An 18,824-nucleotide genomic window follows, 5' to 3' on the forward strand; every position below is an offset into this window, starting at 1 on the left:
TGTAAATAGATTATAATTAAGGAAACAAGCCATTCGGAGGGGGATTTATGAATTTTAAAGTGATTCGTAACATTATTATAGTAATATGTCTTGTTGTTATTGCTTATGAAGTGGCCATGATCGGTATCAACAAAATGGAGTATAAAGAGGCTGCTGATGAATATCAGGATCTCGAAAATATTGCAGTTACTTATGTTCCAAAGGAAGATACACCAGAGATCATCGATTATCCTCTACTTAATGTAGATTTTGACAAGCTTTCAAGGATCAATGGTGATATCGTTGCCTGGATATATTTTCCATGCCTTGATATCAGTTATCCTGTGGTAAAAGAAAATGAGATAGACGAATATCTCTATCTGACATTTGACAAAAATGAAAATAAAGCTGGCTGTATTTTTGAAGATGTGCTCAGTGATGCTAAGTTCTGTGGCTTTCATGATATTGTTTTTGGCCATAATATGAAAGATGGCTCTATGTTTGGAAGACTTAAGCAGTTATATCAAAAGGATGGAGCAGCTCTTTTGGAAGAGGATCCTTATGTATATGTATATACAAAAGACTATGTGTATCAGTACAGAGTATTTGCATATGCTATAACTGGTGTTGGAAGTGATGCATATTCAGTAGTTAACAGCACAGAAGAGTACAAGGCATTTACCGACTATGTAAAGACTCACTCTTCTTATCCAATACCTGATGGAATCGATCTGACACAGGGAAACAGTATTCTTACACTCTCAACATGCAGTGGAGCAGCAGGAAGTAATAAGAGATTTGTAGTACATACAATAAAAGTTTCAGCCTGGGAAATGAATGGGTGAAAATAAAATTTCAATGAAGGGTTTTGATGTTGAAATAAATTAGTGTTTTTTATAAAAAAGTAATGATTACGTTATTGCATAGAAAAAATGGTTAAAGTAACATATAGCTAGAAATATGGATAAACGGATGAACTATGTTCATTTCTTAAACAGGAGAGATAAAAGATGAAAAAGTTTAAGAGTTTAGTAGCTGTTATGGTTGCCAGCGTTTTAGCTCTTACATTTGTAGCTTGCGGAGCCGTTAAGGACGGAGCAATCGATGATCAGGCTGCTACAAGAGGCATTCACGAAGGTGAAGGCGAAATATGGATTGATGATGAGGCTATTGCTCTTGCAGGATCTGCTTCATCTAGCCAGGCTTGTCTTGATGCCTGCACTGCTGTATTTAATCTTATGAACCAGCAGAGAACAGCTCAGGGGCTTTCTGCTTTAGTTTGGAGCGATGCTCTTACAAACGCAGCTCAGGTTCGTGCAAATGAGATTACAACTTCATTCTCACATACAAGACCTAATGGTTCAGCTTTCTGGACTGTTGATAGTAATGTTCAGTATGGTGAGAACCTTGCTAAGTTGTATCAGTCAGCTGACAGCGTATATGCAGCTTGGATGAATTCTCCAACACACGCAGCTAACATTATGGATAGCGGATACAGAACAGTAGGTATCGCTATTTGCCAGACTGGTGATGGAAGCTGGTATTGGGCTCAGGAATTTGGATATTAATTTGAACTATTTAGCACAGCGATTAAATTTTTCGCTGTGCTATTTTTTTCTTTATATGAAAAACCGTGATATAATGTATGTACAGAGTGAGTGTTTGCTTTTATCAGGAGGTGCTTTTTATGTTTGGAAAATCATCAAAAGATATCTATGTAAACAAGGAAACAACACCTATTTCTGTTTCTGGAGCCAATGACAATCCTTATATGCAGGAATTGCTCAGAGGCGAAGAAAAGCGCCGTGTTAAACATGGTGATGATATTTATTATCGTCAGAACGGCTACATTAAATAATTGAATACGGGGGATAGTATGGAAGAAAGAAGAAAAGGAAGAAGACTTGATCTATCAGGTGAGATCATCATCAAAGAACTTGGTGGCGATGCAGAAACTGTAGATATCAAGATTACAGATGCTTCTACAGCTGGACTTGGTTTTGTTTCTGACAAACAACTCGTTATTGGAGATAATTACGAAGCTAATCTGACAATCTGGACCAAGGAAGTTCTTCATGTAATTGTTCAGATAGTCAGAGCTGAAAAGCGCGATGACGGGTTCCACTATGGCGCTATGTTTGTCGGTATGCCTGAAGACGTAAAAGTAAGGATCAAAGTCTTTGAAACAGTAGAAGAAGAAAAGGCAAAACAGAGTTGATAAAAAATTAGATTATAAGGGCTTCTATGTGCTTATGAAGGTAGTGCATAGAAGTCTTTTTTGTGGTAAAATTTCTTTATTATTTTGATTTCAAGAGGTATATAAAATGAAAATTGCAGTTGTTGGAACAGGCTACGTAGGTCTTTCCAATTCAATATTGTTATCACAGTTCAACGATGTTACAGCAGTTGATGTAATTCAGGAGAAAGTTGACATGGTCAACAACAAGATTTCCCCTATCGTTGACAAAGAGATAGAGGAGTACCTCAAAAAGGATAATCTCAGATTATATGCTACGACAGATGCTTCATCTGCCTATGTTGATGCTGATTTTGTTATCGTTTCAACTCCAACAAATTACGATGAGAAGCTCAACTATTTTGATACATCATCAGTTCTTAGTGTTGTAGATCAGGTTAGAAAAGAAAACCCTGATGCCTATATCGTCATTAAGTCAACAATCCCTGTAGGATTTACAGAGGAGCTCATGGAAGAATATCATACAGACCACATCATGTTCTCACCAGAGTTCTTAAGAGAAGGACATGCACTTTATGATAACCTTTACCCTTCAAGGATCATCGTTGGTTACGATACAGATAGTGAAGAGGCAAATGAGAAAGCCAAGCTTTTTGCAGGTTTATTGAAGCAGGGAGCACTGAAAGAAGATGTTCAGACTCTTTTCATGAATACTACAGAGGCTGAGTGCGTTAAGCTTTTTGCTAATACATATCTTGCTCTTAGAGTTTCATACTTTAACGAGCTTGATACCTATGCCGAGGTAAGAGGTCTTAATACCAAGAATATTATCGAAGGCGTATGCCTTGATCCACGAATTGGTGACTTTTACAATAATCCTTCCTTTGGATATGGCGGATATTGTCTTCCTAAGGATACCAAGCAGCTTCTTGCAAACTATGAGGATGTTCCTAATAACCTCATTACAGCTATAGTTGATGCTAACAGGACCAGAAAAGATTTCATCGCTGACAGGATCTGGGCTCTTAAGCCAAAGAAAGTCGGCGTTTACAGACTTACAATGAAGGCAGGTTCAGATAATTTCAGACAGTCAGCTATTCAGGGTATAATGAAGAGAATCAAATCAAGAGGAATTGAGTGCGTTGTATACGAGCCAACCCTCAAGGAAGATGCTTTCTTTAACTCTAAGGTCGAAAGAGATATTGAAAAGTTTAAGAAGGAGTGCGATTACATCATTGCAAACCGCCTCACACCTGAACTTCAGGATGTCGTAGATAAAGTATATACAAGAGACCTTTTTGGTAACGAATAATTACTATGAATTCTAAAGATAAAGTTCTTGAAATCTTAAATTCGAATAAGGACAGATATATATCAGGAGAGAGCATTGCCTCTCTCCTTGGTATTTCTAGAAATGCTATCTGGAAAGCCATCAACGAGCTTAGGAAGTGCGGTTATGAGATTGAAGCTGTTAGTAACAAGGGATACAAGCTTGCTCTTGAAAAGGATATTTTATCTGCAGGGGGTATCTTGTCTTATCTGGATGGAAATGTTGCCACTATCTATCAGGATGTCAGCAATATGATCCATATCTTTGATACCACAACGTCTACCAATAGAATAGCAAAAGAGCTGGCTATTGCAGGTAATCCCCATGGAACAGTGGTGGTTTCTGCCAGGCAGACCAGCGGTAAAGGAAGAAGAGACCACAGCTTCTTTTCGCCGGAAGGAGGGCTGTACTTTAGTGTGATATTGTCACCTGATAAGATTCCATATACGAATCCCGATGAGATCACAACATTTATTGGCAATTCAGTCTGCGACGCTATAGAGAAGACATGCAATATCAGGCCCAGACTTAAGCCTATAAATGATCTTTATATTGGGGATAAAAAAGTCTGCGGTATTCTGACAGAGGCAGGAACTGAGTTTGAAACTGGCCTTGTTCAGTGGATAGTAGTAGGAATAGGAATTAACTTTGACTCAGATATAGAATGCTTTCCAGATGATATAAAAGATAAGGTGGTGACCCTGTTTGAGACGGGAAAAGCTTCCATAACCAAGAACCAGCTGGTTGCAGAGATTCTTAATACGATCATTTAAAGTCATGATCCTGATCATGTATATTACTGATTTTTTTCAGTAAAGATGCGTGTTTCATGAATTATGGCTTTTTTATTGTCTTTTTTAATGTCAACCAATCAATAAAATTGGTTGACAATCCATGCCAGGGGTGATAATAATATACAAGACTAATAAAAATTTAGGAGACTAGATAAGACATGGAAAAAGAAAAAACAGTAACAAGACAGACAACAAATGTTAAAGACATCTGCTATATTGCTATTTTTACAGCTATCATAGCAATTATGGCGCAGATATCTATACCACTTCCAGGAGGAGTACCTCTGACACTTCAGACACTTGCTGTACCTCTTGCAGGTATCATACTCGGTGCCAAGAGAGGAACACTATCAACTCTTGTATATATTCTTCTTGCAATGGTAGGAGTGCCAGTTCTTGCAGGACTTTCTGGCGGTATTGGAGTAGTATTTGGAATGACAGGTGGATTTATTCTTTCATTTCCTATTATGGCTCTTATTTCAGGGCTTGTTTCAGATAAAGGAGTTAAGAGCCCTATCTACTGGCTTGGACTTCTTGGCGGCGTTATCATCAACTATATTGTTGGTACTGTATGGTTTGTGATCGTTGCAGATTCAACATTTGCAGTTGCTTTGGGAGCATGCGTTCTTCCATTTATTCCAACAGCAGTAATCAAGCTCGTGCTTTCAGGAATTCTGGGAGATACTCTCAAAAAAGCTATGCATAAGGCAAATCTTTTATGAGAAAAGATATGATAAGGCTTCGTCCCCATCACCTTTTATGTACTCAAGGTTATAGTGGAAAAGGCTATTCAGATAATTTCGTATCAAACATGAACGAAGTAGTAGAGCGCCTTAGAACTAACAAGGATGAGCAGATAGAAATAGTATTTACTACAGATAACCTTTGCAAAAGCTGTCCATCCAAACTTTCCGACGGCATCTGCGAATCTGACTCCAAAGTTCTTCATTTCGATCAAGGTGTCATCGATGCCCTTAATCTTACAGAAGGCACATACTCCTATCAGGAACTCATCTCCAAACTCGACACCTACCTAACCTCCGGCAAAGAAGATGAGCGCCTGAAGGAAATATGTGGCAACTGCAACTGGTATCCAGTCAGTGCCTGCTGGAAAAACATCAAAACTAGAAAATACATATTATAAAAACAATTATTTAAAAAACATTTTCAAACGAAAAAGAACCGCCTCTGTCTTACTTAAATGACAAGTAAACATTGGCGGTTTTATTCTTTTATACTATTTATTTTTTATCACTCAACAATAGCAGTTATTTAATTAGTTATTTAGACTAAGACATCCTTTTTTTCTATTTACAGTATCATCTTAGCTAATCTAAGCATTTTCTTTATTAATAATTATTACTTTATCAGAAAGATTATCATCCCAGAACAGTAAGATAAGTGAAAAGTCATATTCTATGCTGGTTTTGGGAGTGTGAAGTTTTGGATTTGCACGATTTCAAAAAACGCTCTATTAAATACGTTTTAGCAGCATTTGAAGCGTTTTTTGATGAGGGCAAAACAAAGCTTCACACCCCAAAATCTCAACGACAATGAAACCTTTCACTTATCTTACGTCCGGTATCACAACCTTCCGGGTTATCTACAAACAACCTCTACCGGGATGCCAAGGATTTTGGCTACCTTAAGGATGGTGTCAGCGTGGCGTCCAACTGCAGCTGCCATGTGGTGTGTTGGGCCAGCTTCACTCCAGCGATTTACAAATTCACGAGCACTGATAGAGAACTTTGTGCGCATGTTTGTGTCTCCAAAAGTAAAGATAGGACCTGGCTGATTTTCACCTTCAGCTACGATAAATTTGAAGTTTCCATCCTTGTCCTGTGTGATAGCAAGGTATGTGATATCACCTGTAGGAGGGTAGAACTGTGTGAGATATCCACCACCAACTTTGCCGTGGAATACCTTGACTATCTTCATTGTTGGCTTGTGAGCAAGAGAGATGTCAGCATCACCTGATCCTGAATGACCGATTATGCAGATATCTTCGTTGAAGTCGATTGAGTACATCTCTGAGAGCTGACCTGTTCCAGCGATTGTCTTAAGGATAGACATTGCCATAGCGACCTTCATGTCACCCTCTACAGCACAAGCTGTTCCCTGCTTGATGAGCATTGAGAATGCAGGGATAAGCATTGAATCAAGAACTCCTGCCTGACCCTGAGCTTTTCCAGCATAGTGAGAAGCTACAAGGGCGATATCCTCGTCCTTTACCCACTGCTCAAAGGCAAGTACATACTTGGCCATTTCCCAAACTTCTTCGATAGAACCGCCGCCTTCAATCTCGAAGGTATCAAGGATATCCTGAGCTTTTGCTCTGATAGCAGCTTCATCAGTGATGTTATCAGCGATGCACCACATATCCTCCCAGTCAAACTGCTTGGTGTAAAGACCCATTCTGTTGTAGAGATTAGTCTCATCAATGTAAAGATCCATCATTCCAGGGTATGGACGACCAATCTGGGCGATGTTTGTCTGACGGAATCTTCTTCTTACCTGTGCAGCTTTGCACCAGTCTTCAATTTCACTGGCAACGCCTTCATCGCCGCCTTCAACAACGCCTGTTATAACAGCATGTCTTTTTCCGGCTCTCTCAAGGTCTGCTACGGCTTCACCTACAGCACCGCAGGCATAGAGCTCGCCAAGCCATGTAGCGATATCTGTGTTTTCATAATCTGGAGCAAGCTTTTTCTGAACGTTAATAACTACAACAGGAACATCAAGGTCTCTGATAGCTGGGAGAACGTTGTAGGAAGTTGCGTATGTGAGCATCTGAAGGAAAACGAGGTCAACGTCAGCGGCTCTGAACTTGTCACCAGCTGCCATAGCCTGTTCCTTAGTTGTAACAAGGCCTCCATCAATGATCTCTACTGTATCTGGAAGAGTTTTTTTAAAAGCGTCGTACTGAGCGTTAAACTCAGGTACTAACTGTGGAAACTGTGGGAGATATGCACCAAGTGCGATTGAAAATACCCCAACTTTAGCTTTTGTATTTACTAACATAAGTAGTCCTTTCTTCCGTTCTAGACGGAAATGATTTTATTTAAATGTCTTTACCCCAAAAGAATCAAATACACAGGATCTGAAAGCTTTAAGATCCTTGAATTCACCAGCTGCGATCATCTGTGCTCCGAGATTACCGATAGCAGTAGCTTCTCCTGGACCAGCAAGAACTGTCTTGCCAGTTGTTTCGGCAGTTAATTCATTGAGCCACTTGGCATTTGATCCTCCGCCAACAATGTTGATGGCATCAAAATGCTTGTCGGTTAACTGCTCAATCTCGATAGCAGCGTTTTTGTAGCATTCAGCAAGAGATCTGTATATGACTCTTGCAATCTGCCAAGGGGTTTCTGGAACTTCAAGATTTTTTTCCCAGCACGCATCCTTTATCTCTCTGATCATGGACTCAGGGGCAAGGAATCTTAAATCGTTGGCATCAACCAGAGAATCGATTGTTTCAAAAGAAGCTTTTTCACACAGGTGAGCAAAGCTAAAGTCTTCATCACTTCCTCTTCCTGCAAACTGATAGCCATCCTCTAATTCTTTTTTTACAGATTGGATCATCCAAAGGCCCATGATGTTTTTAAGGAAGCGGTAGCGGTGATCATAGCCGCCTTCATTTGTGAAATTAGCTTTCTCTGCATCAGAGGTTGTATTTGCTTTTAAGAGCTCACATCCCATAAGCGACCAGGTTCCGGAAGAGATATAAAGCACGTCCTCTGAATTTGAAGGAACGCTCATTACAGCTGAACCTGTATCGTGGGTTGCCGGCATAACAACTTTTGTGTCAAAACCTACCTGATTTTTGATGGCAGGAAGGAGACCACCTACAAACGTGCCAGGCATATTAAGGGAATCAAAGAGCTTTTTAGGAAAGCCTAGCTTTTCAATAAGTTCATAGTCCCATTCGTTTGTTTCAGGATCTACAAGCTGAGTAGTAGAAGCGTTAGTGTATTCCTGAAGCATATTGCCTGTAAGAAGATAGTGCAGGTAATCAGGCACCATCAAAAGAGTCTTGGCTTTATCAAGAACTTCAGGCTCCTGTAGCTTCATAGCCATGAGCTGATAAATAGTATTGAATATGGCTTTCTGGATTCCGGTCCTTCTATAGAGCTCATTTTGAGGGATGATCTTATATACTTCTTCATCCATCTTTTCAGTTCTTGAGTCTCTGTAGGCGTAGCATGGACCGAGCTTTTGGCCATTCTCATCAAGAAGAACGTAGTCAACGCCCCAGGTATCTATACCCATTGATACAGGAATCTTGCCAAGCTCACTGCATTTTTTCATGCCCTTTACAACTTCGTTAAAGAGTCTTTCTGTATCCCAAACGCGGTGACCATCCTTTAGGTCATTTTCATTTGAGAAACGGTAGATCTCTTCTAAAACGATCTTGCCGTTTTCCATATGTGAGAGGATATGACGGCCAGAAGAAGCACCAATATCAACAGCCAGATAATAACTTTTTTCCATTATTATTTGTCCTCCTGAAAAGTATTAGTCCTGTGGCATCTCGCCAATCTTGAAGGTATGTCTCTCATAAAGGAACTTCTCGTTGATGTTTACTCCAAATGGAGCGTTGAGTTCTCTGAACTGCTCAGGAGTTATTGTATTAATCTTTGTATCTGTCATTGATCTGACCTTTACTAAAATCTCAGCTGCTTTTTCAACTGTGTGCATGAGACCGAATGTGAGGTCAAAGTCATAGCCGCAGCAGAATGCACCGTGGTGAGCCCAAACTGCGACATCCTTGGTCTTCATGATCTCTGATGTAGCATCACCGATCAGTTTGCCGCCGCAGAGCATCCAAGGCACAATTCCGATTCCCTCAGGAAATACGATAGGGCACTCAGTTGCCATCTCATAGATTTCTCTTGTGAATACTCTTTCATCAAGTGGAAGAACGTAGGTAAGAGCTACTGTATTAGTAGGGTGGCAGTGATATACTACGCGGATGTTCTCGTCCCTATTCTTTAATACTTCAAGATTTGCAAGGTGAGTTGGAAGCTCAGATGTTGGGCGTCCGCCATTTACAAGGCCCCAAACCTTTTTGAATCTGTTACCTTCCTCGTTGAGCTGAATGATACAAACGTTAGCTGCAGGATCAAGCTCAATGTTTCTGAAATACTTGCCTGAACCACTTACCATAAAGAATTCGCCAGCAAGACCTGGGAAAGCAGATTCATCGTTTTTTTGCCAGCCGATTTCCTGCCAGTCTCCAGAAAAATCAAAGTCATCCTTTAAAAGATCGATTTCTTCAGCTTTTAAACGATAGCTTAAATTTCCACCGTTTCTTTCATGCCAGCCCTGATTAAAGCCGTCCATTGCCATTCTTGCATAGCCCTTTAAGAGCTCAGAATCTAAAACCTTCATACTTTTTCTCCTATTTATTTCATTAGATATTTCTTTTGAATATAGGGATATTGTAAAGTGTCTTAATTTGCAGTTATAGGTCCCTATTTGAGAAAATTTACGTCCTTGTTTGCGAAACTATGATAGAATTGGAACATGGATAAGAAATTACTTAAACAACTTTCTTTAATTACAGATGAGGAAAAAGAGATACTGGCTGGAAGTCAGGATATCAATAGAAGCCTTTATTACAAGAGCGAAGGTTCTATGTCCAGACAAAATGAGGTAGACGCGTCACTTCTTCTGGCAAGGGGCAAACTCATTGATATAAGGCCTCATACCAGGTTCATCCATTTCCCTGAGCACACCCATAACTTCGTTGAATTTGTATATATGTGCAGTGGCTCGACCAAGCACATCATAGATGGTCAGCGTCTTACTTTGCATGAAGGGGATCTTCTTTTTATGAACCAGCATGCAAGGCAGGAGATACTCCCTGCGGATAAAGATGATATCGCAGTCAATTTTATCATATTACCTCAATTTTTTGACTCCATCTTAAATAAGCTTGAGGGCACCTCCAGTGCGCTTTTAGACTTTATCATCAGCTGTCTTACAGACAAGGATATGGGCGGTAATTACCTGTATTTTGATGTGGCCAGTGTAATTCCTATTCAGAATCTTATGGAAAATTTGATCTGGATCATGCTCACAGGTCCAAATAACAGGAGGACCTTGAGCCAGTCTACTATGGAACTCTTATTCCTGAATCTTTTGGACTATACAGACAGGATCCAGGTTTCGGGAAGCTCCTATGAGCAGAACCTTATGATTCAGCTGCTTAATTACATGGAGACCGAGTACAAGGAGGCTTCATTATCTGATTTTGCTGAGAGAAATCATGTTGACATTTACACCATGAGTCGTATGATCAAGAGAAATACCGGCAAAAACTTTAAGGAGCTTTTAATAGAAAAGAAACTAAGTCAGGCATGTTACCTATTAAAGAACACGAGCCTTGCGGTGACGGATATTGCATATTCTATTGGATATGAGAACACAAGCTATTTTCACAGGGCTTTTAGGGCACTGTACCACATGAGTCCAAGAGACTATAGATTAAATACATGACAGGAGATTAGTTATGCTTCAGGATATCAGACCATATCACTTATACAACGAATTTAGACCAGGTAAAAGAGCTACTGACCAAGATCTTGTACTTATATATAACGATGTAGCAAAAGGAAAAGAGGTACTTGCATTACTTAATGCAGATACTAAATGCATTTCTTTTCCAAAGGTAAAAGACTTTGAGGCCATAGATAGAGACAAACTGATATATCTGTTCAATGTGGCTGATGAGGATTTTTACTTATACCTTCAGAAGGAAGAAGGAGAGGTCAAGGCTTCTGGCTTTTCTTTTTATAACATGAAGGATATAAGGACAGAGTATCTTTTACCAAAGCACTATGTATATGCTGTATTCACAGCCTTTCAGCTTGACGAGTGGTACAAGGTTACTGCCTTTTGTGGAAAGTGCGGATGTAAAAACGAGTTTCATCAGAAGGAACGGGCAAGGATCTGTCCAAAATGCGGAAACATCATTTATCCAAGGATAAATCCGGCTGTGATCATAGGAGTTACGGATAAAGAAAGTAATAAGATAGTTCTGACTAAGTACAGAAGAGGTTTTGCGTTAAATGCCCTTGTAGCAGGCTTTACTGAGATAGGTGAGACTTTGGAAGAGACTGTTAAGCGTGAAGTAATGGAAGAAATAGGTCTTGAGGTTACAAATGTAAGATACTATAAGTCGCAGCCCTGGGGCATTGCCAGTGACATACTGGTTGGATTTTACTGCGATGTTACAGGCAACAAGACTATTACAATGGATGAGTCTGAGCTTAAATACGCAGAGTGGGTCAGCCCTTGTGATATTGAACTTCAGCCTCTTGAATACAGCCTTACCAATGAAATGATGACTCTTTTCAAGGAAAAGGGGTACGAAGGTACGATTATTAAAAAAGTATAACCAAAAAGTTCACACAAAAATATATGATATAATGTAAATAGTTTCACGAAGTATTGCATGGAGTTTATCTCGTAGGAGGAAAACTATGAGAGAAGAATTCTTTGATACACAAGTGTGCGGTTCACTTCCAACAAATTTGCCAGGCGGCTTTTTTGTCTATGAGGTTGAAGGAGACGAACATATCGTCTTTGCAGATTTTAATGTCATAGATCTTTTTGGGTGCAATACTTTTGAAGAATTTATCGAGTATACCGGCGGCTCTTTTACAGGAATGGTCCTGGATGAAGACCTACAGAAGATAGAGACTCTTATCAAGGCTCAGACTATCTTTGGTGAAAAGAGACATGACTACGTAAGATACAGAATCAAGACAAAAACAGGAGACGTTAGATTCATTGAAGACTTTGGACACCTTCTTCATTCTATCAATGGAAAGAGCTACTTTTTCGTTTTTATAGTAGACGTTGATCAGAACGAATTCTTTAACAATAGTAGAAATTCTTTTGCTGAGGCTGAGCTTTTGTCTAGAAATAAGGAGACTGATAAGCTCACCGGTCTATTTACCATGTCCTTCTTTTACCATATTGTTCAGAATATGCTGACTTCACCAGAGGGAAGGAGAAAAGACGTATCCTTTATCTATTTTGATATTCCAAATTTCAAACTTTATAATGAGCGCCTAGGATTTAAGATGGGCGATGAACTGTTATGCGATCTTGCAAAAAAAATTAAGGATACCTTTACCGGAGCTACTGTTGCCAGATTTTCAGATGACCACTTTATGGTTTGCGCTACAGGAAGCAGAGATGAGATACTTTCAAAGGTTGAATTAGTATTTAAAAAGATGCTTCTTGCTGAGGATGTTAACAAGAAGGTAAGGATCAAGGCGGGAATATATTTCCTTGATGATGTCAGGGCGGAAGTTGGGCTTGCCTGTGACCATGCTAGACTTGCCTGCAACAGCATAAAGGGAAGACATGACCTTTATTACTGTGTATACGACGACATTTTAAGAGAAAAATTAAGAAAGCAGCAGTATGTAGTTGATCACATCGAAGAAGCGATACAGAAGGAATATATAAAGGTCTTTTATCAGCCGGTCATAAGAGTTAAGTCTGGTGAGATCTGCGGATATGAAGCGCTTGTAAGGTGGATGGATCCAAACATTGGAATGTTAAATCCTGGAGATTTCATTGAAACTTTAGAGCAGTTTCATTTGATACATCTTGTAGATACCTTTGTTATGAAGAAGGTCTGCGAGGATTACAAGAAGCTTAAAGAAGCTGGAGAGTGCATTGTTCCTGTTTCTATCAATGTTTCTAGACTTGATTTTGAGATATGCGATGTTTTTGAAGCTCTTGAACAAGCTCGTATTCCATGTGAAATGCCTAGAAATATGCTGGATATAGAGATCACAGAGAGTGCATTCAACGATAATTCAGGACTTGTTAAGAATGAGTGTAAGAGAATAAGAGATAAGGGATATCATATCTGGATAGATGATTTTGGAAGTGGCTATTCATCACTTAATACCATAGCAGACTATGAGTTTGATGTATTAAAGCTTGATCTGGTGTTCCTTAGAAACTATGACAATAGCCCAAGAACCGGTCAGCTCATGAACTTTATCTTTAAAGGTGCGGTGGCCCTTGGAGTATCTCCTCTATGCGAGGGCGTTGAAACAGAGGAACACTACGAGTTCCTTAAAAGATCTGGATGCGAAAGAGCACAGGGATTTTACTTTGGAAAGCCGATGATCATGGATGAGACCAGAGCTTTTACCAAACAAAAGGGTATAACCTGGGAAAAAATTGGATAAAACTAAGCAAAATAAAAGGACATGGCCGTTGGTCATGTCCATATTTTTAATCGTTAAACAATGTATTATTTTCAGCTTCCTTTCGGATAGCCTCCATAACTCTTGGATTTTGCATCATCTTGATGGATTCAGAGGCGCATCTGTAGATCATGGCCATCTGTCTTGAATTAGGATCATCGAGATCGCATTTCTTTTCAAGTACTTCAAAATGCTTGATGGCCTTTTCGGCTACACTTCCTGAAATAGCCATTCCTTTGCAATAAAGGGTACCAGTCTCCGGATCATAACGAGACTCCTCATATTTGGTCTGTGCAAAATCGCCTGCTCCCATAGATGCAGCAAGCTGGTTAATTAAATCTGATCTATCAGCCATTTAATACATCCCTTCTTTCTGCTTTTTGTATTTTCAATGACAAATATATTTTATCAAAAAAATATTAATAATGTCGCCGAAAAAAGGAATTTAATAATAAATTTATCAATATAAAAAATGCTTAGAAAAGGCTTTGCAGGTCGTTAAAAAAAGTAGGATATGAGATATTTACGCAGCTTTCATCAAGGATCCTTGTGGTTCCATTTGCGGCAAGTGAAGCAATAGCAAAACTCATGGCAAGACGATGATCATTATATGAGTTTATATCAGCTCCCTGGAGAGGCTTGCCACCGTGGATCACCATTCCGTCGTCAGTTGCTTCGATATCGCAGCCCATAGCCTTTAAGTTTTCTACAACTGAGTCAATTCTGTTAGACTCTTTTACTTTTAACTCTCCAGCATCCTTGATAATGGTCTCAAAGTCACCGGTAGCGGCAACTACGGCAATTACTGGAATCTCATCTATGAGAGTAGGGATATCCTTGCCTCCAATCTCAAAGATTCCATTTTGATTTCCGTGAAGCTCACTGTATTTTACAACGATGTCTGCTGTAGGCTCGCCGTCTTTTTTGATGTTCTCAAGAGTAATATCGGCGCCCATCTGTTTGAAGATAGTGATGATGCCGGCTCTTGTCTCATTTATTCCAACGTTCTTTATAACAAGCTCTGATCCAGGAACTACAAGGGCAGCGGCAATGAAGAAGGCGGCAGAAGAGATGTCGCCTGGGACATTTATGTTCATGCCTCTAAGCTCTGTGCCAGGGTGCAGGATAGCAGCTGCACTGCCATCTCTTGCGATTTCGTTGTGAATATCTGCGCCAAAAGCAGAGAGCATGATCTCTGAGTGATTTCTGGAAAGCGCTGGTTCGTATACAACTGTATCTCCCTCGGCGTAGAGACCTGCAAGGAGAATACAGGATTTAACCTGAGCTGAAGCTACTTTACTTCTGTAGGTTATGCCGTGGAGCTTCTTGCCACCGTTTATGTGAAGAGGAGCACAGTCATTTCCCATGATGGAACTGATATCAGCTCCCATCTGGGTGAGGGGCTCGATGATTCTTTTCATAGGTCTTTTCTCAATTGATGAATCACCTGTGATATTGCAGTCAAAGGGCTGTGCAGCCAGGATACCTGACATGAGCCTGGTGGTGGTTCCGCTGTTTCCGGTAAAAAGAGTTCTTGATGGAGCAGTAAGGCCATGAAGACCATTTCCGTGAACAGTGATCTTGGGAACGCCATTTGTAGGCCTTATGGTATGGTCAATGTGGACACCAAGCCTTCTAAAACAGTCAATTGTGGACAGACAGTCTGCACTTTCAAGAAAGCCTGTTATTTCTGTTGTGCCTTTGGCAAGAGCGCCAAACATTATGCTTCTGTGAGATATTGACTTATCTCCTGGAACATAAACATTACCCTTTAGTGGGTGAGGAGCTTTTAATAATGAGATCATGATATCCTCCGGTATTAGCTGTTTTGAATAGTGTACCCGTTGTCTGTCAGTACTTTATGAGCATCTGTCTTGCCCTGACTGTTGTGAAATTCTATGCGAAGTGTACCTCGCTCATATTCACGATTGTGTACGATTCCAATGTTCTTGATGTTTATAGAATGATCTGATAAAAGAGTTGCTACCTTGGCGAGATTTCCAGGCTTGTCCGCAATATCCACATGAATTGTGAACTGTTGAGGAATAGGACCACTTGAAGTCTCTGCAAAGGACTCACGGTAGTTTCTGGCATTTCCAAAGAATTCAAGGAGCTTTTCTTCATCGTGTTCATCTATGGCAAGTTTGATATCATAGAGCGAATCTATGTATTTGCTAAGCAGTTCTGAAATGTTAAAAGAGTTTGTGGTGCAGATCTGCTGCCACATAACAGGCGAAGAAGAGGAAATTCTGGTAATGTCTTTAAAACCGCCTGCTGCAATAGTTTTCATAAGCTGATCCTCTGAGTCGTTGTCGTGAACCAGATTTACAAGTGAAGCTGAGATCACGTGAGGAACGTGGCTTATGGCTGCAGTTATATAGTCGTGCTGCAAAAATGGAACAATGATAGGAATCGCACCAATACTCTTGACCAGGTCTCTGTATTCTAAAAGCTTGGTTTCATCAGTATCATCAGTCTTTGTGAGAATGTAGTAAGCATTTTCCAAGAGACTGGCCTTTGAATTGTTAAAGCCGATACGTTCTGTTCCAGCCATTGGATGTCCGCCGATGAACTGTTTTTCAAGTCCCAGCTTTTTTACCTTCTCATGGATACCGTTCTTTACACTGCCAATGTCGGTTATAAGAGTATCTGCGCTTAAAAATGGCCTTAGCTTCTCGAGATTTTCATTGTTGATCTCAACAGGAGCGCACAAAAAGATGATGTCGCAGCTGTTAAAGTCACTTCCAATTTCATAAAGAGGCTTATCTACAATACCTGCTTCATGAGCTGTGTCTACAGTCTCTTTATGTGGTGTATATGCAAGGATATAGGAATCGGGCTGAGTATCTTTTATAGCTCTTGCAATGGAGCCGCCGATCAGTCCAAGGCCTATAAATCCAAATCTTTTAAAAGACATTTTTGAAGAACCCCCTAAAAAGCTTATGTTCTAGATATTCACTATAACACTTTAATGTACGAAAATCAATATTAAGGCAGGAAACAAAGAATTCACAATTGTTTGTGCAAAATAAACTACAATACTTGTTTTGATGCACGTATTTTAGTAAAATGTACTTATAAGTTTTTTGGGGACCTGTATCATATCTCATACATTTTACCCAAATTAAAGCGACTGGAGGACAAGATATGAACGTTTACACAACTGACAAGATTAGAAACGTGGTACTGCTTGGACATGGTGGCGCTGGTAAGACAACATTAGCAGAGGCGATGGCTTATCTTGCCGGACTTACATCAAGAATGGGGAAGGTAGAAGATGGTAACACTATAAGTGACTTCGATAAAGAAGAGCAGAAGCGCCAGTTTTCTATCAGCACCTCTTCAATCCCTCTCGAGTGGGATGGTCACAAGATCAATATTCTGGATACTCCTGGATTCTTTGATTTTGTTGGTGAAGTAGAAGAAGCAATAAGTGTTGCAGATGCAGCTATTATCGTTGTTTCAGGTAAGGCTGGTATCGAGGTAGGAACAGAGAAGGCATGGGAACTTTGCGAAAAGTATAAGATCCCTCGCATGGTATTTGTTTCTGATATGGATATTGATACTGTTTCATACAGACAGGTTGTACAGGATATGACCGACAAGTATGGAAAGAAGATGGCTCCTTTCAATTTGCCTATCCGTGAGAATGAGAAGTTTGTTGGATATGTAAATGTTATCCAGGAAAAGGGCTTTAAGTGGGAAGGAAAAGAGGTTGTGGAATGTGAGGTTCCTGATTACAACCAGGCAAACCTTAAACTTTTCCGTGATACTCTATTAGAATCAGTTGCTGAGACATCAGAAGAGTTTATGGACAGATACTTTAATGGTGATACATTCTCAGAAGCTGAGATCAGAGCTGCTGTACGTGGTAATGTTTGTGACGGAACCATCGTACCTATCGAGATGGGTTCAAGTACTCTTTGCCAGGGTATTTACACACTTCTTGATGATATCGTTAAGTATATGCCTAGCCCTGAAAATCGTAAAATGGCTGGTATCAATACTAATACTAATGAGATCTTCGAAGCTGACTTTGATTTCTCAAAGCCAAAGACAGCCTTCGTATTTAAGACAATGATCGATCCATTCATTGGTAAGTATTCACTTATCAAGGTTCGTTCAGGTGTCTTAAAACCAGATGATATGATGTTTGTTGCAGGAAAAGACATGGAGGTTAAGATCGGTAAACTTTATGTTCTTCAGGGCAACAAGACAACTGAAGTTCCTGAGCTTCATGCCGGAGACCTTGGTGCTCTTCAGAAGCTTGATGTTGCTACAGGTGACACTCTTTCAACAAAGGCTACACCTATCCAGTACGCTAAGATGGATATCTCACAGCCATACACAGCAATGAGATATCATGCACAGAATAAGAGTGATATCGACAAGATCGCTCAGTCACTTGCCAAGATAGCTGCTGAGGATCAGACCATAAGAGTTGTCAATGATTCTGAGAACCGTCAAACACTTCTTTATGGTATGGGCGATATGCATCTTGAAATTGTTCAGAGTAAGCTTCAGAACGTATACAAGGTTGCAATCGATCTTACTAAGCCAAAGGTAGCATTCAGAGAGACTATCAGAAAGAACTCTGATGTAGAATACAAGTACAAGAAGCAGACAGGTGGACATGGCCAGTATGGACACGTTAAGATGCGTTTCGAACCATCAGGTGATCCTACAACTCCTTACGTATTTGATCAGGAAGTAGTAGGAGGAGCAGTTCCAAAGAACTTCTTCCCGGCTGTAGAAAAGGGTATTGCAGAGTCAGTTCTAAGAGGCCCTCTTGCAGCTTATCCTGTAGTTGGTGTTAAGGCAGTTCTTTATGATGGATCATATCATCCAGTTGATTCTTCAGAAATGGCCTTCAAGGTTGCGGCGTCCAATGCCTTCAAAAAGGGCTTCATGGAAGCAACACCAGTACTTCTTGAACCTATAGCTTCACTTAAAGTCACAGTTCCGGACAGCTACACTGGTGATGTAATGGGTGATCTTAATAAGAGAAGAGGACGAGTTCTTGGAATGAATCCTTCCCTTACAGGAAAGCAGGTCATCGAAGCAGAAATTCCTATGATGGAGCTTTACGGTTACAACACACAGCTTCGTTCCATGACAGGTGGTAGCGGTGAATACGAGTATGAATTTATAAGATACGAGCAGGCACCATCTGATGTCCAGAACAAAGAAGTTACAGAAAGAGCTGAAAAAGTTGCGGCAGCAAACGCCGAAGAATAATTGGAACCCCTCCGGTAAAACGGAGGGGTTTTACAAATTTTTGTGTA

General features: G+C 40.1%; 18 protein-coding genes. 12 read left to right on the forward strand and 6 right to left on the reverse strand.

Annotated elements, in window-relative coordinates; genetic code table 11:
- Positions 1-47 precede the first annotated feature (47 nt).
- From BUA02_RS05915 to BUA02_RS05945, 8 genes are all read left to right on the forward strand, one after another.
- Entirely contained in the window at positions 48-824 is a 777-nt protein-coding gene (locus tag BUA02_RS05915; protein ID WP_071175806.1) for a class B sortase, read from the forward strand.
- Positions 825-989: 165 nt separating this feature from the next.
- Positions 990-1,547: a CAP domain-containing protein gene (locus BUA02_RS05920; protein WP_072701770.1), complete on the forward strand. Its 558-nt coding sequence runs from the start codon at positions 990-992 to the stop codon at positions 1,545-1,547.
- Between the two features lie 119 nt (positions 1,548-1,666).
- Positions 1,667-1,837, forward strand: coding sequence for a hypothetical protein (locus tag BUA02_RS15810; protein ID WP_178297611.1), 171 nt, complete (start codon positions 1,667-1,669; stop codon positions 1,835-1,837).
- Between the two features lie 18 nt (positions 1,838-1,855).
- Complete coding sequence (locus BUA02_RS05925) at positions 1,856-2,197, forward strand: PilZ domain-containing protein (RefSeq protein WP_072701772.1); 342 nt, start codon at positions 1,856-1,858, stop codon at positions 2,195-2,197.
- 106 nt (positions 2,198-2,303) lie between these two features.
- Positions 2,304-3,488 (forward strand): nucleotide sugar dehydrogenase, encoded by a 1,185-nt coding sequence (locus BUA02_RS05930; protein WP_072701774.1) that lies wholly within the window; start codon positions 2,304-2,306, stop codon positions 3,486-3,488.
- 5 nt (positions 3,489-3,493) lie between these two features.
- The gene (locus BUA02_RS05935) at positions 3,494-4,279 is read left to right on the forward strand and encodes a biotin--[acetyl-CoA-carboxylase] ligase (protein ID WP_072701776.1); all 786 of its coding nucleotides are present in this window, start codon (positions 3,494-3,496) and stop codon (positions 4,277-4,279) included.
- Positions 4,280-4,458: 179 nt separating this feature from the next.
- Positions 4,459-5,022 (forward strand): biotin transporter BioY, encoded by a 564-nt coding sequence (locus BUA02_RS05940; protein ID WP_071175811.1) that lies wholly within the window; start codon positions 4,459-4,461, stop codon positions 5,020-5,022.
- On the forward strand, positions 5,019-5,444 hold the full coding sequence (locus tag BUA02_RS05945) for a DUF1284 domain-containing protein (protein WP_242946481.1): 426 nt from the start codon (positions 5,019-5,021) through the stop codon (positions 5,442-5,444). The genes BUA02_RS05940 and BUA02_RS05945 overlap by 4 nt, the downstream gene beginning before the upstream one ends.
- A 455-nt stretch (positions 5,445-5,899) precedes the next feature.
- On the opposite strand, the gene BUA02_RS05950 is transcribed toward BUA02_RS05945, so the two are convergent.
- Genes BUA02_RS05950 through rhaD form a run of 3 tightly spaced genes read right to left on the reverse strand, consistent with a single transcriptional unit; the run spans position 5,900 to position 9,691 of the window.
- A complete protein-coding gene (locus BUA02_RS05950; RefSeq protein WP_072701778.1) occupies positions 5,900-7,321 on the reverse strand; it encodes an arabinose isomerase in 1,422 nt (473 codons plus the stop codon).
- A 36-nt stretch (positions 7,322-7,357) separates the two neighbouring features.
- A complete protein-coding gene (gene rhaB, locus BUA02_RS05955; protein WP_072701780.1) occupies positions 7,358-8,791 on the reverse strand; it encodes a rhamnulokinase in 1,434 nt (477 codons plus the stop codon).
- Positions 8,792-8,815: 24 nt separating this feature from the next.
- Positions 8,816-9,691 carry a rhamnulose-1-phosphate aldolase gene (rhaD, locus tag BUA02_RS05960; RefSeq protein WP_072701782.1) on the reverse strand — a complete coding sequence of 292 codons (876 nt, stop codon included), beginning with the start codon at positions 9,689-9,691 and terminating at the stop codon, positions 8,816-8,818.
- A gap of 135 nt (positions 9,692-9,826) precedes the next feature.
- Between rhaD and BUA02_RS05965 the strand changes: the two genes are divergently transcribed.
- The 3 genes from BUA02_RS05965 to BUA02_RS05975 all read left to right on the forward strand — a co-directional run bounded on the left by BUA02_RS05965 (position 9,827) and on the right by BUA02_RS05975 (position 13,521).
- A complete protein-coding gene (locus BUA02_RS05965; protein WP_072701784.1) occupies positions 9,827-10,801 on the forward strand; it encodes an AraC family transcriptional regulator in 975 nt (324 codons plus the stop codon).
- 13 nt (positions 10,802-10,814) lie between these two features.
- Positions 10,815-11,702, forward strand: a complete 888-nt coding sequence (gene nudC / locus BUA02_RS05970; protein ID WP_072701786.1) for an NAD(+) diphosphatase — start codon at positions 10,815-10,817, stop codon at positions 11,700-11,702.
- A gap of 85 nt (positions 11,703-11,787) precedes the next feature.
- Positions 11,788-13,521 (forward strand): GGDEF and EAL domain-containing protein, encoded by a 1,734-nt coding sequence (locus BUA02_RS05975; RefSeq protein WP_072701788.1) that lies wholly within the window; start codon positions 11,788-11,790, stop codon positions 13,519-13,521.
- A 46-nt stretch (positions 13,522-13,567) separates the two neighbouring features.
- On the opposite strand, the gene BUA02_RS05980 is transcribed toward BUA02_RS05975, so the two are convergent.
- The 3 genes from BUA02_RS05980 to BUA02_RS05990 all read right to left on the reverse strand — a co-directional run bounded on the left by BUA02_RS05980 (position 13,568) and on the right by BUA02_RS05990 (position 16,456).
- Positions 13,568-13,894 carry a hypothetical protein gene (locus tag BUA02_RS05980; protein ID WP_072701790.1) on the reverse strand — a complete coding sequence of 109 codons (327 nt, stop codon included), beginning with the start codon at positions 13,892-13,894 and terminating at the stop codon, positions 13,568-13,570.
- Between the two features lie 121 nt (positions 13,895-14,015).
- Entirely contained in the window at positions 14,016-15,344 is a 1,329-nt protein-coding gene (aroA, locus tag BUA02_RS05985; protein WP_072701792.1) for a 3-phosphoshikimate 1-carboxyvinyltransferase, read from the reverse strand.
- Between the two features lie 14 nt (positions 15,345-15,358).
- Positions 15,359-16,456, reverse strand: a complete 1,098-nt coding sequence (locus BUA02_RS05990) for a prephenate dehydrogenase (RefSeq protein WP_072701794.1) — start codon at positions 16,454-16,456, stop codon at positions 15,359-15,361.
- A gap of 230 nt (positions 16,457-16,686) precedes the next feature.
- Here BUA02_RS05990 and BUA02_RS05995 point away from each other — a divergent pair, with 230 nt between their 5' ends.
- Entirely contained in the window at positions 16,687-18,777 is a 2,091-nt protein-coding gene (locus BUA02_RS05995; protein WP_072701796.1) for an elongation factor G, read from the forward strand.
- Positions 18,778-18,824: the final 47 nt, after the last annotated feature.

Source organism: Butyrivibrio hungatei DSM 14810, assembly GCF_900143205.1.
In the GTDB taxonomy this organism is placed as follows: domain Bacteria; phylum Bacillota; class Clostridia; order Lachnospirales; family Lachnospiraceae; genus Butyrivibrio; species Butyrivibrio hungatei.

Bases quoted from the DNA above. Each gene is read 5' to 3' on its own strand.
- BUA02_RS05915 (WP_071175806.1), top strand. From the start codon at position 48: ATGAATTTTAAAGTGATTCGTAACATTATTATAGTAATATGTCTTGTT.
- BUA02_RS05920 (WP_072701770.1), top strand. From the start codon at position 990: ATGAAAAAGTTTAAGAGTTTAGTAGCTGTTATGGTTGCCAGCGTTTTA.
- BUA02_RS15810 (WP_178297611.1), top strand. From the start codon at position 1,667: ATGTTTGGAAAATCATCAAAAGATATCTATGTAAACAAGGAAACAACA.
- BUA02_RS05925 (WP_072701772.1), top strand. From the start codon at position 1,856: ATGGAAGAAAGAAGAAAAGGAAGAAGACTTGATCTATCAGGTGAGATC.
- BUA02_RS05930 (WP_072701774.1), top strand. From the start codon at position 2,304: ATGAAAATTGCAGTTGTTGGAACAGGCTACGTAGGTCTTTCCAATTCA.
- BUA02_RS05935 (WP_072701776.1), top strand. From the start codon at position 3,494: ATGAATTCTAAAGATAAAGTTCTTGAAATCTTAAATTCGAATAAGGAC.
- BUA02_RS05940 (WP_071175811.1), top strand. From the start codon at position 4,459: ATGGAAAAAGAAAAAACAGTAACAAGACAGACAACAAATGTTAAAGAC.
- BUA02_RS05945 (WP_242946481.1), top strand. From the start codon at position 5,019: ATGAGAAAAGATATGATAAGGCTTCGTCCCCATCACCTTTTATGTACT.
- BUA02_RS05950 (WP_072701778.1), bottom strand. From the start codon at position 7,321: ATGTTAGTAAATACAAAAGCTAAAGTTGGGGTATTTTCAATCGCACTT.
- rhaB (WP_072701780.1), bottom strand. From the start codon at position 8,791: ATGGAAAAAAGTTATTATCTGGCTGTTGATATTGGTGCTTCTTCTGGC.
- rhaD (WP_072701782.1), bottom strand. From the start codon at position 9,691: ATGAAGGTTTTAGATTCTGAGCTCTTAAAGGGCTATGCAAGAATGGCA.
- BUA02_RS05965 (WP_072701784.1), top strand. From the start codon at position 9,827: ATGGATAAGAAATTACTTAAACAACTTTCTTTAATTACAGATGAGGAA.
- nudC (WP_072701786.1), top strand. From the start codon at position 10,815: ATGCTTCAGGATATCAGACCATATCACTTATACAACGAATTTAGACCA.
- BUA02_RS05975 (WP_072701788.1), top strand. From the start codon at position 11,788: ATGAGAGAAGAATTCTTTGATACACAAGTGTGCGGTTCACTTCCAACA.
- BUA02_RS05980 (WP_072701790.1), bottom strand. From the start codon at position 13,894: ATGGCTGATAGATCAGATTTAATTAACCAGCTTGCTGCATCTATGGGA.
- aroA (WP_072701792.1), bottom strand. From the start codon at position 15,344: ATGATCTCATTATTAAAAGCTCCTCACCCACTAAAGGGTAATGTTTAT.
- BUA02_RS05990 (WP_072701794.1), bottom strand. From the start codon at position 16,456: ATGTCTTTTAAAAGATTTGGATTTATAGGCCTTGGACTGATCGGCGGC.
- BUA02_RS05995 (WP_072701796.1), top strand. From the start codon at position 16,687: ATGAACGTTTACACAACTGACAAGATTAGAAACGTGGTACTGCTTGGA.